Genomic DNA, 16,200 nt, shown 5'->3' with positions numbered 1-16,200 from the left:
TACGCTATGAAAAATTCAGCACACTTTTTACACTTATTCGAAGAATACAAGAATTCGGATCTCTACGAAGAAAGAGAAGGCCAAAAAGCTATTATTCCAATTTTTAGGCAGATTCTGGCAGAGGCCTTGACGATTGAACCTTTTACCAATCAGGTGCTGACAGACTTGATTCAGATTTTCAAGTATAACTGCACAGATGATACTTTTGATAAAAAGTTGAAAGCTTTAGTACTGGACGAAGCAAAAAGAAAATCTATCTGGGACGCAGCCATGGAACATTATGTTCCTGGATTTACGAATGCGGGAAAAACAGGAATTGTAGGCTTAAAAGATGAAGATCTACAGACTGTGAAGGAGTTTCTTGTAAAAGCTTTCAAAGTCACTACTGTTCAGGAAGCCAAACAGTTGGTACGGGAATATGAAAACAAGAAAGTGCCTAAGGTGAAAAGAGGTGTTTACTCTCCCTGGTTATTTTATATCAACCCTACCCTATTTCCAATATTTAATAACTCTTACAAAAACTTCATCAACTGGTATGACATACCTAATGAATACCAACAAGTTATAGATCCTCTTCATGAATTAAAATCTTTGGTAAATGAAGAAGATTTCAGCCATATCGATCAAGTTGCCCATATATTTACTAAAGAAGGGAGGCTGTTTATGGCAAAAACCCTAGAGTTGGATGGGCAAAGTATCTATAAGATTTCCCATGGTGCTTTGATTTTCAATACAGATTTTGACAATGCAGCTATTATTGACATTGTAGATCAAAATAATTTAATCACCCTTAATAGGTATACTAAGAGGGGACAAGGTGAAAAGTTTGTGACTGAGCTTAAGGAGGGTGATTATGTTTATCTCTGCTATGGAGGTGACAAAATCAAGTGGATAGGTCAAGTTACATCAGGGATAGAAGATTTTAGTCCTGATATAGCATCACTTTTTGGGCCTGAAAAAGAAGATTGGATCTACAGAGAAGTCAAGCCCATATATTTCCCAAAAGATGAGGCACTTTCAGGACTCAAGGATCAGAGATCGATGATTATGCCTAGTGGGAATTCTACTTTTTGGAAAATAAAGCCCTCTGAACTTGAGTCTATCAATAAACTCTTGTTCCTACCCTATTTTAACCTTAAAGTGATTGATAATGATCCTAATGAGGAATTTGAAGATCAAGTAGAAGATGAAACAGAAGCTATGGAAGCTAAATCAAACAATCCACTCAATTTAATCTTGTATGGACCTCCGGGAACTGGAAAGACTTACAGAACCATAGATATTTCATTAGAAATTATTGACGATGAAGTACCTGAAAAAAGATCTGAAGCGAAGCAGCGGTTTGCTTCTTTACAACTGCAAAGGAGGGTGTTTTTTAATACCTTTCATCAAAACATGGCTTATGAGGATTTTATCGAAGGCATCAAGCCAGTTCAAGCAGAAGATGAAGATTCACCGTTTTTGAAATATGAAATTCAAGATGGCTTGTTTATGCAAGCCTGTATTGAAGCAACCTACAATTACCATGTGAAAAACAACAAGTCAGACCAATTAGTAGAGCAAATATTGGATTTCAATGGATTGTATGACCTCTTATTTGAAGAAGTTTCAAAGGGTGCTGTAAAAGAAATCAAAACAGTCTCCAATAATGATCTAGAAATCAATATTACTTCACAAGGTAATTTTGTACTTGTCCATAAAGGAAGAGAAAGGGCTTACACAGTCTCAAAAGACAGACTGTCAAAAATTTATGATGTATACCCAAATCCTTCCACTATGACCAATATTCACGAAAATATCCGGGATATAATTGGTAGAAGCAATTCAACTGCTTATTGGGCTGTTTTGAACAAAATTGCAAGCTATCGGGTAACAAACAAAAAACCACACAGTCTGGCAATTGCCAAAGAACTTAGCTATGAAGATAAGAAGAAGGTTATTCAGAGTATATGGTCAAAAAGATCTGTTCAAGTTGTGTCAAATGATAAATCCGACCCATTTGTATTTATTATCGATGAGATTAATAGGGGCAATGTTTCCCAGATTTTTGGTGAATTGATCACCTTGATAGAACCTGACAAACGGATGGGTAAAGACGAAGTTCTCTATGTTGATCTCCCCTATTCGAAAAATGCTTTCGCTGTTCCACCAAACCTTTATATTATCGGCACCATGAATACCGCAGATAGAAGTGTGGAAGCATTGGATACAGCTTTGAGGAGAAGATTTAGCTTTAAGGCTATGTCGCCTTTACCTGAAGAACTAAAGCCAACTACGGACGGGATAGATTTACCGAAAATGTTGAGCAGACTGAATGAAAGATTAACTGTATTGAAGGATAACGACCATACCATTGGTCATGCCTGGTTTTGGAATGTTACAGAGATAGAAGGTCTAAGAGCTGTCTATGCAAATAAGATTCTTCCTCTTCTTCAGGAGTTCTTTTACAACGACTATGAAAAATTGGGATTGGTTTTAGGAGATGCCTTTTTTGAGGGGAATACGCAAGTAAATTCCAATATCTTCGCCAAGTTTTCGGCTGGGAATGATTTAGGGAGTCAATATGAACAAGTTTGGCAATATCGATTGAAAGATTCTAGTAAATTGACAAAAGATGACTTCCAGTCCATTTATTCTTAAGTATAGCCAGTATGAACTCCTGCAATAAACCCATACAGGTTTTTGAATATACTACTTTAAAGGTAGATGAAGACTCCTGTTTCCAAAGGAGACATTGGCAGCTATTGGGTTGGTACAATGAAACGTATGGAGGCAAGTATTTTGACCTGACTCCAAATGGCGTCAAATTCAAGCAATTCGTTGGGGTGATTCAAGCTGGAGATTTGGTAATTGAGGTTCTCCCTAAGGTGGGTAAGCTAGCCCTGGAGGACCAGAAAGCGGTGTGGAGAGATGTGTTGTTAGAGATGTTAGCCGAATGTCATTGGATGCAGGTTCAGGCAAATGAAAAGGCATTTCTGAAGCATCGTTACAATAGTATTTTGGAAGCTTATCTGGAGCTTTATGTGATTGCCTGTGAGCAATTGTTAAGGCAAGGCTTGATCAAACGATATAGATTTCAGGACGGGAACTGTAAAGCCTTGAAGGGCAAATTGCTCTTTGGCAAAAACATCCAACATAATCTCGTCCATCAGGAAAACTTCTATACCAGGCATCAGGTCTATGATCAAAACCACCTGCTCAATCAGATCCTGCTCAAAGCACTAAAGTTGGTTTCCACTATTAGCAAAATCCCTTTGCTAAGAGACAGGGTACAATCGCTGCTGTTAAACTTTCCTGAGTTAAACGACATTCATGTAAATGCCCAAACTTTTGAAAAACTGAACTACAATAGAAAAACTGCTTCTTATCGAGATGCAATTGAAATAGCTGCTATGCTGTTGCTGAACTACAGACCGGATATCAGCGGTGGAAGTAATCATGTGCTGGCCATTCTCTTTGACATGAATCAGCTATGGGAAGAATACATTTTCAGATCCCTCTTTAAGAAGAAGAAACAAGGTTGGTCTATACAGCCTCAAAATCAAAAACGATTTTGGTTTGCCGACAATAGCAGATCCTTTAAATTGGTTAGACCTGATATCTCAGTGACAATAGATAAGAAGGTTTACATGATTATAGATACGAAATGGAAATTGCCAGATTATAACAACCCTGCTGATAATGACCTGAAGCAGATGTTTGTATATAATGAGTTTTGGGATAGTAAATCTGCAATTTTGCTGTATCCCTCGGCAGAGTTTTCCGAGAACATTTCATTCGATTCAGGCTATTTCAAAAATGGAGACAAAGAGCTACATCGTTGTGGGATGTTGAGGGTTTCGGTTCTGGCAGAAAATCAGAAGCTGGATCGTCAACTTGGGGAAAGATTAGTTACATTTATTGAAGACGAAATTGAAAGATGCGAGAAAGTATATTCGAGAAAATCATAAAGGCATTAAAGCTGAGTACCCTCCATAACAGCAGTGTGATGGACAGGCCCGAAGTGATCCTTTGGCCCGACCCGGAAGAGCAATGGAAAGCCGCCATTCCCGTGCTGAAACATGAGCTGCCCGAGCTTTTGACTTATGGTCAATATGAGGCGGGTCTGAAACAAGGACCTGCCATTTGGATCAAATGTATGGTGTCAAAAATGCTCCCCGAGGCTAATTGGGAGGACAATACCATTCCTATCATCTACCTTCCCGGGATTTCCAAAACCGACTTAAGAAAAGTAGAAACAGCAGTCTTTGACCTTCAGCCCCTATTGGAGTATCAGTATACCGGAAATCTTTTTCTCCAGGAAAACGGAAAGGAATGGACGATCTTGGCCTTTGTAGAAAATATACAGCATGGAATGGGCATCAAAGTTCAAAAGGACAACAGCACCAAGAATGCACTTAAAAAAGCACTGCCCTCTATCCTGATGGAGAAAGAGGCTTTTTTGAACAAAAGCCAAATTGATGCAGGTTTTCTCAACACCTTGGTATTCCCTGAAATCAACGAGAGTATCCTACAGTGGATGATACAGGGAGAATCCTTTCTCAATTCCATGGATCTGTCAAAAAAGGCAGTATTTATAGAGCTGTGCAAAGGTCAGTTTGACTTTGTCCCTGATGTCAAAAACATCAAAGAAATTGCCTTGAAACTCGGAAGTCAATCCGGTAGCTGGAAAAATGTATGGCAGCTTTACGCCAATAACCCAAAAAAATATTCCCAAATAGAGGGCCTTTTAAGACAGGCAAAGCCAGCAGACCTGGGAATTGGCATGTACAGTCTTCCCAGTGAAAGTTGGCCACAGGTAAATGAATTGGAAGAGTCTAAGCTTGCTGATGCCCTCCAGTCTTTGACCAAAATGGATATCCCAAAGGCATATAGCAAACTTTTGGAATTGGAGAATATCCACAGAGTCAGGCGGGACTGGATTTGGGCAGAGCTTGATAAATCCCCTCTTGCAATTTCTTTATCCTACCTGCATTTAATGGCCGGTAACAGTCAGTGTTCTTTCAGTAATTTTTCGCTGGAACAATTGAGAATTTATTACACTGATGAAGGTTGCAATGTGGATCTATACATGCGAAAGGCATTGCAGGCTGTCAAATCTTCCAAGGATAAAGAAATAGTATCAGGAGTCATCAGGCTTTTTTATAAACCATGGCTGGAATCGATTACAGAAAGGTTTCAGAAATTAGTGGAGGAAAGTCCAGAAATATTTACCGGACAGACTGCAAAGGAAGAAACCTTTGATTTTGTATTGTTTGTCGATGCATTCAGGTATGAGCTTGCCAAAGAATTTATTCAAAAGCTGGAAAAGGATTCCCCTGGCATTAAAAGTTTCTTATCCCCCTCCTGGTCAGCCATTCCATCCCTTACTCCGACAGCAAAAGCCAATGTATCACCGATAGCCGGCTTAGTAAGTGTCAACAGTGAATGCCGGGAGTTCAGACCGCAACTGAAAAACACCAAAGATCTCACGACAACTGCCTTTAGGGATGCATTGAAGACACAGGGTTTTGAATACCTGCCTAAGGTATCGGATCTTGAATCGGGCAAAAAATATTGGATGGAAATTGGAGACATTGATACCAAGGGCCATCAGGAGCAGTCTGCTTTGGTCAGAAGAGTGGATGAGCTTTTCGATCAGATCATGGAAGCCTTGGATGAAATATTTGATAAAGGCTACCAAAAAGTCAAAATCGTCACAGATCACGGATGGCTGCTTCTTCCCGGTGGATTGCCAAAAACACAGCTTTATGCAGATTTGGCGGAGACGAGATGGGGTCGCTGTGCTTTGATCAAAGAAGGGGCAGTCTCTCCCTTACTACACCTTCCCTGGAGATGGAATCCTTCGATATTTATCGCTTATGCTCCTGGGATCAGCTTCTTCAAGGCAAACGAAGAATATGCGCATGGAGGCATTTCGATCCACGAATGCCTGATTCCGGAAATAATTCTTGAAAGCAAATCCAAACCCAAGGACAATGCATTTATCAAAAGCATCAAATGGGTAAATCTGAAATGCAATGTGGAAACTGAGCATGCACCTGACGGCTATCAATTGGATGTGAGAACAAAGGCGGCAGATGAGCACAGTTCAATTGTCATTTCAAAAAACAATGTCATTGCAGGAAATAAAGGTAGGGTGATGGTCAGTGAAGATGCTGAAGGCAATGCCGCTACCATTTTATTACTTGACCCCAATGGCGTAATCATGGATAAGAAACTCACCACAATAGGTGGATAAAATAATTGTTATGGAATTGGACAACATTGACCGTGTAGCGGCATCAGCTTTTGAAGGATATATCGTCAGAAAAGATCTGCTGGAGCAGTTCAGGAAAACGTATCCTGTACCGACTTATGTTATTGAATTTTTGCTTGGGAGATACTGTGCCACTACCGATGAGGAAGAAATACAGGAAGGTTTGGAAATCGTCAAAAGACAACTCTCCGATCGGACGGTTCGTCCCGGTGAGGAAGAATATTTCAAATCCAAGGCAAGAGAAAACGGTACAATAAAACTGATAGATATCATTACCGCCAGGTTGGACACCGCTACTGACAGCTATATGGCTACCCTTCCAAGCCTTCAGTTGAACAAAGTTAGGATACCGGAGCAGTTGGTCAATGAAAATGACAGGATCCTTACAGGAGGGTTTTATGCAGAGATAGAGTTGGAGTATGATGCTGCCATCGCTCAGGAAAACGGTGGAAGACCTTTTGGTGTAAGATCCCTAAGACCTATACAGCTTTCCCAAAGAAATGTATTGGATGTCCTTTACCAGGGAAGGGAACAGTTCACTTTAGAGGAATGGAAAAACTTCCTGATCCGAAGTGTGGGTATGGAACCATCAGCATTGAGCGAAAAAGCCAAGAATGTACTTTTTGTAAGGATGATCCCTTACGTCGAAAGAAACTACAATCTGGTGGAATTGGGCCCTCGAGGTACAGGAAAATCCCACTTATACCAGCAGATATCCCCTTATGCACATTTGGTTTCCGGAGGTAAAGCCACGGTAGCCAAGATGTTTGTAAACATGGGTAGTGGAGAAAGAGGTTTGGTCTGCAAGTATGATGTGGTCTGTTTCGATGAGGTTTCCGGGATATCTTTTGATCAAAAAGATGGCATCAATATCATGAAAGGCTATATGGAAAGCGGTGAGTTTAGCCGTGGCAAAGAACCTATCAGAGCAGACGGTGGTGTGGTGATGGTCGGAAATTTTGATGTGGATGTAGAGCATCAGCAAAGGGTCTCACACCTATTTGGACCGATGCCCAAAGAGATGCGGGATGACACCGCCTTTATGGACAGGATCCATGCTTTCGTTCCCGGTTGGGATTTCCCTAAATTGAACAAAACCTTCTTTACGGAACACTTTGGTTTGGTGAGTGATTTCCTGTCCGAATGTTGGACCCGGATGCGGAGCACCAGTCGGTTGACGCAGGTACTTCCGAGAATAGACTATGGCGGAGCCTTAAGCGGAAGGGATACCACTGCAGTAAATAAAACCCTGAACGGATTGTTGAAACTAATGCAGCCCAATCCAGATGCGCCCATTTCAGATGAATTGTTGGAATGGGCGGTTAAAATAGCTTTGGAATACAGGAGAAGGGTCAAGGAACAGCAAAAGAGAGTGGGTTCAGCAGAATTCCGGAATACCCATTTCAGTTACCGCATCGGTGACGAGGGAGTGGAAACATTTGTGACCACACCGGAAATCCACAGTGAAAATACCATCAGTGAGGATCCCCTTCCTCCGGGACAGATTTGGGCAATCAATGCGGGTGGACAGGAAGAGTCCATAGGTCTCTATAAGGTAGAGATCAATATGGGACCAGGCTCAGGTGTCAAAATCCTGAACCGACCTGTGCCGCCCCCTTTCCAGGAAAGCGTCCGCTATGCTGAGCAAAACCTCTATAGCAAGAGTAAATTGCTGGTTGGAGACCGAGATCCAAGATCCCATGACTTCTCAGTTCAGTTAAGGGCCTTTGATTCCTCCAAAAGCGGTAATGGTATGGGCATGGCAGTCCTGATGGCGCTCTGCAGCGCAATGTTGGAAAAGAATACCAAAGGAGGTTTGGTGGTTGTAGGATCGTTGAACCTAGGTGGTTCATTGGACATGATCTACAACGCCGTAAACATTGCAGAACTGGCAGTTGAAAAAGGAGCCTCCACCCTACTCATCCCCCTCAATGCCCGCAAGCAACTCAATGATTTATCCGACGATATGATCACAAAGATCAATATTCAATATTACACTGATTTAAGGGATTGTTTGGTGAAGACTTTGATGGAGGGGTATTGATTACCCTAAGAATTAATTTATGAAGTTAAGGAAGTCAATAAGCCCAATCTTTTATTTCTAGAATTCTATATTGTAAAAGAAAACTATTTAATGCTTTTGAAAAATTTTATTTTGAATTTATTAATTTTTTTTAAATTATTTTCTTTATATTCGTTTAACATTTTTTACTTTATTCCACTAAAAAAAACTTCTCTATGAAGAAATTCATTTTATTTTTCGTCGGTATACTCTTAGTATTTCATGTAAATGCTCAGGTTAATCCCAATAACCATTTCGTAAATGGATACACAAAAAGCAATGGGACGCAGGTTAAAGGACATTACAAAACAAACCAAAACAACACGATTAATGATAATTATACTACCAAACCAAATGTAAATCCTTACATTGGAAAGCCGGGAACAATTAATCCAACTTCAGCTCCTGCTTACAAGGCTCCAACATATTCGGCTCCTGCATCAGTATATAAGGCACCAAGCACAACTTACAAGGCTTCTGCACCAGTATATAAGGCACCAAGCACAACTTACAGGACTTCTGCACCAGTATATAAGGCACCAAGCACAACTTACAGGGCTCCTGCACCAGTATATAGGGCGCCAAATACAACTTACAGGGCTCCTGCTTATAAAACCCCAGCTAAAACTTACAAAGCGCCTAAACCAATTTGGCTCTAATGCGTTAATTGCTTTAAAATAATTTCCGCCTGAATTTCACTGAATTGCAGGTTTTTTAGCTTAAAAAGTCTTGTTCCCGATGAAACAAAGTTTCAACTATCGATAAATTAGGATATAGTTTTAAAATCATACTTGGTCACATTCTTTCGCACTGCCTTTTGGTTTCTCAAGAGGGTATTTCTATGCAGTCTTTGCTATTTTTTCTAAAACAATTTCTCGGACATTAAAACCATATTTTTCTGCCAAAAGCAATCCGAAAGCAAAAACATCAGCCAATTCTTCCTTGACTTTTTCTTCATTGACCTCCTCGGCACTCTTCCATAAAAATAGCTCCAATAGTTCAGAAGCCTCCACGCTTAATGCTAAAGCTAAATCTTTCGGGTTATGAAATTGAGCCCAATCCCTCTCATTTCTAAAGCGGACCAATTCAACAATCATCTGGTCAATCGGATTACAAACAGGATCATATTTGTCAATGGTCAATATCAGGTTCTTGTTGGTTTCATTAGCATATTGATCGGCATAAAGGCCTACTCCTTCCGACCTTATTGACAATTCTTCTATAAAATCCTCAAAATTAAGTTCATGAAATCCATTTGCAGCCAAAAAACTATTTACTTCATCAAAAGACGTTTTAAGGTCTTTGTTTTCCAGAAAGAAAACACGCATAAATTGAAATTCACTGGCCATAAAACCCTCATAGTCCTCTGGTTTAAAATCAGGCTTCCTTATAACGTCTTTAAGCTTTTCCATTTGATATGTTTCAATGATTGAAAAGTGTTAAAGCCAACTCATACTCCTTATCAAAAGGCATCTGAAGCTCCTTTAGCATTTCAGGAATGGCAACTGCCCAACTGACATAATAATATGCCAGCAGTCTATAGCCGGAGAAAGAAGTACCTGGAATCTTATTCAGCTTGTATCCTTTTTTCTTTGGATTTATTCCGGTTCTACCCAGCATGGCTATTTCATAGGCAATCTCTTTGACCTTGTCAGTAGACATTCCTTTAAAATATTCCAATGCTCCTATCATATACATGGCCACGGCCATATTGATGTCTTTGCCGGCATGCTGTTCCTGGAATTTTCTCAGTTCCTCTGCTTCATCCTCATCATACGAATCCATCTGCATGGGATCCTGCTCGATCTGTGTCAGAACATCTTCAGGAGATTTTGATGATGGTCTGTTCTGAGACCTGTATTCGATTTCATCGACCAGTTCGAAATAAGCATCCAGTTCCAAATCCTCTCCCCAATGCAGCACCAACTCATACTCCTCCCCTGCTTCCCGGTCATTCCTGTACTCACTAAACTCATCCCAAAATGCATCAATTTGCTCCTTTTCGAATGGTCTTATAGAGTATGTCTTTTCCATCTTGATACCAAAAAGGGTTTCAAAATGTCTCGCATATACTACATTGAAAATTCTACTTTTCGTAAGGATATCAGGGGGAGATAGGTCTATGATTTTCGGGTCATTGACGGCTTTATGGGCTTCGACATTCAGTTGGTATAAGGAAATAAACTGAACGTACCGAAGCTCAGGAAAATGGTTATAAAGATAATCTTCGATAAAAAGGTCAATAGGGGTATTGAAAACCTGACTAAGAATTCCTTTAAAAAGATCTTTGGAATATTTGAAAATACTGGATTCAGGGATTCCTCTTTTTTCCAATTTTTTTAGTGTTCCCTGAATAGATTTTTTGAATTCTTCCAACTTACTGTCCTTCCCAATGAATAACATGTTTACACCACCTTTACGGGCTTCTTCGGCCAGTTTTAGGTGTGTAAGTTCATGGGCAATCAAGTGGTCTGTATTGGGGTATTTTGGATTGGTTTTGACCAAGTGGAAATCCCTTCCGTAGTTTTCTGCAAACTCTACTTTTGCGGCTGTAGAAATGGTTGAATCTTCTTCGATTCTAACTTCTTTGCCTGTGAGGTTTTCAATCTCCTGGATATAATCTACCAGAGATTCTTTTCCCACCTGTTGTTTGACAAGTGATTTGGCTGAATCCAAGGCAAGTTGTAGGGCCTTTTGGAAGACTGGTCCTTCAACATGTTCTTCATTTTTAAACGTATCGATGGCAAAATCAAAAGCGGTTCTGAATTCTCCCTTTTGAAAATTAACCAAACCTAAACCTAATGTAACATTTGGGAATTTTGGATTTGCTTTAAACGCCTTGGATAAGAATCTTTCTGCTAGGGTTAATTTTCCTAATTGAAGAAATGTCCCTCCAATGTTGTTCAATACCACGTAATTATTAGGGTCACTTTCCACCACCTGGTCAAAGTAAGTCATGGCAGTATTCACATCCTTGTAATACTTGATGTAAATATTTCCCATTAGAATCAATGCCCAATGGTTGGAAGGGTTCCATTTTAGGGCGTCAATTAAGATATCAATGGCTTCTTCATGACTTCCCTCCTCTTCGTAAGTCTGTGCCAGAGTCCTGTAGTATTCACTTATGGTTGGATGTCTTTTTATCAGATCCTCTAGAAAGGGCCGTGCATCGGAAAACTTCCTCTTCTGGCAAAGTAGATTGGCTTTTTGAAATGCTGCCGGATCTTCCTTAAAAAATTCATCAGAGATATTGATTTCAATACTATCACCCGAAATTTTCACTTCAGGGATTAACTTCCCGTGCTTGTAAAATTCCTTGATGGCAAGTTTCAGCTGATCGTCGTTATGTAAATCTATGTCTGGAAACAGTTTTTTCAGGAATTCGGAACGTTGATAAAAGATCTGCATACAATAATGTAATTCTCAAAAGGCTATTTGAAGTAAATATAGTCTTTGGAGATGGGATGGGCAAAAAAGGATCGAAATCAAGTTCCGAGATAAACTTTATTGAGTTAAATCAGAGGTGGTTAAATTTTGGATAACAAAGTTTATTAAGAAATAAAGAAAGAAAGCCTCACCCCAACCCCTTAACCTCCCACTCAACTCCATCAAACCTGCTTTTTCCAAGCTTTCCTCGATAATTGCATTCAGTTCATTTTTGGTGTTTTCGGAAAGGCTGTCGGCCATGCCGAAGCCTTTGCTTTGGATTTCGGGTGACATGCCCTTGCGCAGGACTTCGGTCAGGAGCAAAACGGTTTTCCGGGGGATCTTTAGATCAACTTTGACAGGGTCGTTCATTCCGGGAACACTTAACAAGGTTTCATAGACTTTTTCGAGATCGGCTGCATTCATCTTTTTGGTATTTATGGTTTACAATAAAGCTTCCGCAAATCTATCAATACCGCCTCAAAGCATCCTATTTAGAATTTAATCAGGTTGGGTCATTGTGGATGCTTCTGACTATGTTCGTATCACAGGCTAAAGGAGATTTCCTGTGTCCTCCGAAATCGGCAAGATGTACGGTTGTATCACAACCGGGTTTTTGGCCCTTACTCCGGAGTCGTGGGCCTTGATGCCTGAAAATCCTGATGTTTGAAATGTGAAGAGAGAAATGTGATGAAGGATAACAAAAGCAACAGAAATAAATGGCTGCACATCCGCCTGACAGCGGCAGAATATGACAGGATTCACAGGGCATTTTCAGGCTCCGTCCACCAAAGAATCAGTGACTATGCCCGGGCCATGCTGCTCCGCAAACCTATTATCGGCGTATATCAAAACCCTGCCCTCAAGGATATCATCGGGGAACTTTCAGCCCTCAAAAAAGACATCCATGGCATTGCCAACAACTTCAACCAAACGGTCAGGAAACTAAATGCATTGGGTCCCACGGAAGCAAAAAAGTTGGTTCCCGGATTGGAATCGGAGCAAAAAAAAGTGCTGGAATTCCTGACAGTATTAGAACATTACCTGCACCAAACTGCTGAAAAATGGTTGCGGTCATAAAGTCCGGAAATTCCCTGAGAAGACCCTTTCACTATAATGAAAACAAGGTGGCGGAGGGTGTGGCCAACAGGATTTTGGCTGAGAATTTCCCGATTTCACCAGAGCAGTTAAGCCCTGAAAATAGCCTCAGGTTTCTTTCGAAACAAGCTTCCCAAAACGACCGATCCAAGGTGAATGCGGTACATATTTCCCTGAATTTTTCACCTGATGAAAAGCTGGAACCGGAAACCTTGAAGGAGATTTCAAGGGGCTATATGGATGGGATAGGTTTTGGAAACCAACCCTACATGGTCTATCAGCACCATGATGCAGGTCATCCCCACCTGCATATCGTCACCACCAATATTCAGCTTGACGGCAAAAGAATTCCCCTCCACAATATCGGAAAAACCAAATCCGAACCGGTCCGAAAATCCATCGAAAAACAGTTTGGGTTGGTCAGGGCCGAAGATCAAAAACGGCAATTATATATCCCGGATCCCATACATGTCAGGCAGGCGGAATATGGGAAATCAGAAACCAAAAAAGCAATTGGCAATGTGCTGCAGCATGTATTGAACAACTACAAATTCACCTCCCTTCCTGAGTTAAATGCAGTACTGAAATGTTACAACATCACTGCTGACAGGGGCAGTGAAGAGTCCAGGGTTTTCAAACACAAGGGATTGTATTACCGGGTTTTGGACAGTGATGGGACCAAGGTTGGCGTTCCCATCAAAGCCAGTCTTTTTGCCTTTAAGGCCACCCTGCCATTTATTGAATCCAAGTTTGTAGGCAATGAGTTGGCCCGGCAAAAACATGCTCAGGATCTTAAATCCGTCATTGATATGAGCCTTATCAGGACGGACATAAAAGGACTTTCGGAGCTGAAAGAAGCCCTTGACAAAAAGGGAATTAGTTTGGTAATCAGACAAAACCAAGAGGGCAGAATCTTTGGAATCACCTATGTCGACCATAGGAACCGGACGGTATTTAATGGCAGTGCCTTGGGTAAAAAATACGCTGCCAAAGGTTTGAAAGAAGCACTTGGAGTCGGTCACTCCCCTACCCTCATGGCAACTGTGGACAAGCAAAAAAATGATCTGACTTCCAACCCAAGCAAGTCACAAAATGAAAAAAATGCTGATGAATTACCACTAAATATGACCAGATCAGATGGTAGTGAATCAGGGTTATTGGAAACATTGATGGGGCCTGAAAGCAGTTACAGCTATGTTCCATTTGATTGGAAAAAGCGGAAGAAAAAGAAGAAGAAAGGGATCAAAAAACCTTAAAAAAACAAAATAGAACGACATGCATACAGGAGAGAACGAACAGGCTTTGAGGAAGATTTTGGATATGACCAGAATGATGGGGATAGCAGTATTGGCACTCCATTTCTATTATTATTGTTATGGGACATTTGCCCTTTGGGGATTGGTATCCCCGTTCTCGGACAACCTTTTGGGTAATGTTGTCGGGACAGGTTTGTATAGGAATTTCAATTTTTCAAAGTTGATTGCCCTGGGGATGTTGTTGATTTCTTTGTTGGGTGCCAAAGGAAGAAAAGATGAAAAATCAACCTACAAACATGCCATTTTCTTGATCATACCGGGATTGCTGATCTACTTTTTGAGTCATTTTTTTTTCGATTTATCACTGGATGAAGAAAGTCTTGGCATCCTTTATATAGGTACCACAGGTTTAGGATTTCTAATGATATTGTCAGGTGGGACGGTTCTCTCCAAGATCATCAGACAAAGGCTGGAAGGGGATATTTTCAACCGTGACAATGAAACTTTTCCCCAGGAAGAAAGGAAGCTGTGCAATGAATTTTCCGTTAACCTCCCCTCCAAATACTACCTGAAGGGAAAGCAAAAAAACAGTTGGATCAATATCATCAACCCATTCCGGGCATTGTTGGTATTAGGAACACCAGGGGCTGGAAAGAGTTATTTTGTGATCCGCCATGCCATCACCCAGCATATAGAAAAGGGCTTTTCCATGTTTGTGTACGACTTCAAATTTGATGACCTGTCCAGGATCGTTTACAACTGTTGGCTGAAAAACAAGGGCAGCTATCAGGTCTCCCCAAAGTTCTTTGTGATCAATTTTGATGCGCTGTCAAGGACCCACCGCTGCAATCCATTGGTCCCTGAATCCATGACCGACATCACAGATGCAGCGGAATCCGCCAGGACAATTCTGATGGGACTCAATCGGGAATGGATCAAAAAACAGGGGGATTTCTTTGTCGAATCACCCATCAATTTTTTGACAGCCGTGATCTGGTTTCTGAGAAAATACAAGGATGGGGAGTACTGCACCTTGCCCCATGTCATTGAACTGATGCAGGCAGAATACGATCATCTTTTCACTTTGCTTAGACTGGAAAAGGAAATCGATGTGCTGATCAACCCCTTTGTCAATGCCTATCTCAATGATGTGATGGAACAGTTGGAAGGACAGATTGCCTCAGCCAAAATCTCCATGGCCAGGCTCTCTTCCCCGCAGTTATACTATGTGCTTTCGGGCAATGATTTTACCCTTGACATCAACAATCCCGATGAACCAAAGATCGTCTGTATGGGCAACAATCCACAGAAAATCCAGACCTATGGCGCAGTTCTCTCCCTCTATGTCAACCGCCTGGTGAAACTGGTCAACCAAAAAGGAAAGCTAAAATCCAGTTTGATTTTTGATGAGTTTCCGACCATTTACCTCAATGGAATTGACAGCCTGATCGCCACAGCAAGAAGCAACAAAGTATCTACCATATTGGGGATTCAGGACCTGAGCCAATTGCGAAAAGACTATGGCAGGGAACAGGCAGATGTCATCATGGGGATTGTGGGCAATATCATTTCGGGACAGGTGACAGGGGATTCTGCACGGCAACTATCGGACAGGATCGGTAAAATCATGCAGGACAGGCAGAGCCTTTCCATCAACAGTGGGGATACTTCCATCAGCAAATCTAAGCAACTTGATGCTGCTGTTCCACCCTCAAAAATAGCCTCACTTTCCTCAGGGGAGTTTGTTGGTTTGGTGGCTGACAATCCTGATTGTAAGATAACCCTAAAAGCATTTCACTGCGAAATCATCAATGACCATCAGGCAATCAAATCGGAGGAATCGGGGTATAAGGACATCCCTGAAATCAGGAAAATAGACAATTCACTTGTACAGAAAAATTATTCCCAGATCAAGCAGGACATACAGGACATTATTCATTCGGAGCTTCAGAGGCTTTCTGATGATCCTGGGTTGAAGCATTTGATTTTGGTGAAGGGGAAGGTGTAGGGAAGTTGGAAGTTGGGAGTTGGAGGTTGAAGTTTTTCAGTAGGCAGTCGCAGTTAGCAGTTAGCAAAATTACTCCGCCGAAGATGACATT

The 16,200-nt window shown here is 41.1% G+C and carries 11 protein-coding genes; 8 read left to right on the top strand and 3 right to left on the bottom strand.

The genetic code is table 11. The annotated features are described in order from the left end of the window. Positions 1-6 precede the first annotated feature (6 nt). From B9A52_RS26470 to B9A52_RS17145, 5 genes are all read left to right on the top strand, one after another. Complete coding sequence (locus B9A52_RS26470) at positions 7-2,640, top strand: McrB family protein (RefSeq protein WP_084121637.1); 2,634 nt, start codon at positions 7-9, stop codon at positions 2,638-2,640. Positions 2,641-2,651: 11 nt separating this feature from the next. Further along, a complete protein-coding gene (locus tag B9A52_RS17160) occupies positions 2,652-3,950 on the top strand; it encodes an McrC family protein (RefSeq protein ID WP_084121636.1) in 1,299 nt (432 codons plus the stop codon). Beyond that, a complete protein-coding gene (pglZ, locus tag B9A52_RS17155) occupies positions 3,920-6,241 on the top strand; it encodes a BREX-1 system phosphatase PglZ type B (RefSeq protein ID WP_157370202.1) in 2,322 nt (773 codons plus the stop codon). The genes B9A52_RS17160 and pglZ overlap by 31 nt, the downstream gene beginning before the upstream one ends. A gap of 10 nt (positions 6,242-6,251) precedes the next feature. Further along, complete coding sequence (brxL, locus tag B9A52_RS17150; RefSeq protein ID WP_084121635.1) at positions 6,252-8,303, top strand: protease Lon-related BREX system protein BrxL; 2,052 nt, start codon at positions 6,252-6,254, stop codon at positions 8,301-8,303. A 194-nt stretch (positions 8,304-8,497) separates the two neighbouring features. Further along, a complete protein-coding gene (locus B9A52_RS17145) occupies positions 8,498-8,980 on the top strand; it encodes a hypothetical protein (protein WP_084121634.1) in 483 nt (160 codons plus the stop codon). A 180-nt stretch (positions 8,981-9,160) separates the two neighbouring features. Here B9A52_RS17145 and B9A52_RS26225 read toward each other — a convergent pair whose 3' ends face one another. The 3 genes from B9A52_RS26225 to B9A52_RS17130 all read right to left on the bottom strand — a co-directional run bounded on the left by B9A52_RS26225 (position 9,161) and on the right by B9A52_RS17130 (position 12,173). Further along, entirely contained in the window at positions 9,161-9,733 is a 573-nt protein-coding gene (locus B9A52_RS26225) for a nucleotide pyrophosphohydrolase (protein ID WP_231955274.1), read from the bottom strand. Between the two features lie 10 nt (positions 9,734-9,743). After that, positions 9,744-11,729, bottom strand: a complete 1,986-nt coding sequence (locus tag B9A52_RS25665) for a tetratricopeptide repeat protein (protein ID WP_157370201.1) — start codon at positions 11,727-11,729, stop codon at positions 9,744-9,746. 96 nt (positions 11,730-11,825) lie between these two features. Further along, the gene (locus B9A52_RS17130; protein ID WP_084121633.1) at positions 11,826-12,173 is read right to left on the bottom strand and encodes a hypothetical protein; all 348 of its coding nucleotides are present in this window, start codon (positions 12,171-12,173) and stop codon (positions 11,826-11,828) included. A gap of 264 nt (positions 12,174-12,437) precedes the next feature. Here B9A52_RS17130 and B9A52_RS17125 point away from each other — a divergent pair, with 264 nt between their 5' ends. From B9A52_RS17125 to mobC, 3 genes are read left to right on the top strand one after another with little or no spacing between them, the layout of a single operon-like run. Then, positions 12,438-12,827 carry a plasmid mobilization protein gene (locus B9A52_RS17125; protein ID WP_084121632.1) on the top strand — a complete coding sequence of 130 codons (390 nt, stop codon included), beginning with the start codon at positions 12,438-12,440 and terminating at the stop codon, positions 12,825-12,827. Continuing rightward, positions 12,812-14,101 (top strand): relaxase/mobilization nuclease domain-containing protein, encoded by a 1,290-nt coding sequence (locus B9A52_RS17120; RefSeq protein ID WP_084121631.1) that lies wholly within the window; start codon positions 12,812-12,814, stop codon positions 14,099-14,101. The genes B9A52_RS17125 and B9A52_RS17120 overlap by 16 nt, the downstream gene beginning before the upstream one ends. Before the next feature lie 19 nt (positions 14,102-14,120). After that, positions 14,121-16,109: a conjugal transfer protein MobC gene (gene mobC / locus B9A52_RS17115; RefSeq protein ID WP_084121630.1), complete on the top strand. Its 1,989-nt coding sequence runs from the start codon at positions 14,121-14,123 to the stop codon at positions 16,107-16,109. Positions 16,110-16,200 lie beyond the last annotated feature (91 nt).

The organism is Aquiflexum balticum DSM 16537 (assembly GCF_900176595.1).
GTDB classification, from domain to species: Bacteria; Bacteroidota; Bacteroidia; order Cytophagales; family Cyclobacteriaceae; genus Aquiflexum; species Aquiflexum balticum.
Note: the sequence above shows the minus strand (reverse complement) of the source record. Positions and strands in the feature narration are given on the sequence as shown.

Excerpts from the sequence above, each read along its gene's own strand:
- mobC (WP_084121630.1), top strand. The coding sequence starts at position 14,121 with ATGCATACAGGAGAGAACGAACAGGCTTTGAGGAAGATTTTGGATATG.
- B9A52_RS17125 (WP_084121632.1), top strand. The coding sequence starts at position 12,438 with ATGAAGGATAACAAAAGCAACAGAAATAAATGGCTGCACATCCGCCTG.
- brxL (WP_084121635.1), top strand. The coding sequence starts at position 6,252 with ATGGAATTGGACAACATTGACCGTGTAGCGGCATCAGCTTTTGAAGGA.
- B9A52_RS26225 (WP_231955274.1), bottom strand. The coding sequence starts at position 9,733 with ATGGAAAAGCTTAAAGACGTTATAAGGAAGCCTGATTTTAAACCAGAG.
- B9A52_RS25665 (WP_157370201.1), bottom strand. The coding sequence starts at position 11,729 with ATGCAGATCTTTTATCAACGTTCCGAATTCCTGAAAAAACTGTTTCCA.
- B9A52_RS17145 (WP_084121634.1), top strand. The coding sequence starts at position 8,498 with ATGAAGAAATTCATTTTATTTTTCGTCGGTATACTCTTAGTATTTCAT.
- B9A52_RS17120 (WP_084121631.1), top strand. The coding sequence starts at position 12,812 with ATGGTTGCGGTCATAAAGTCCGGAAATTCCCTGAGAAGACCCTTTCAC.
- pglZ (WP_157370202.1), top strand. The coding sequence starts at position 3,920 with ATGCGAGAAAGTATATTCGAGAAAATCATAAAGGCATTAAAGCTGAGT.
- B9A52_RS26470 (WP_084121637.1), top strand. The coding sequence starts at position 7 with ATGAAAAATTCAGCACACTTTTTACACTTATTCGAAGAATACAAGAAT.
- B9A52_RS17130 (WP_084121633.1), bottom strand. The coding sequence starts at position 12,173 with ATGAATGCAGCCGATCTCGAAAAAGTCTATGAAACCTTGTTAAGTGTT.
- B9A52_RS17160 (WP_084121636.1), top strand. The coding sequence starts at position 2,652 with ATGAACTCCTGCAATAAACCCATACAGGTTTTTGAATATACTACTTTA.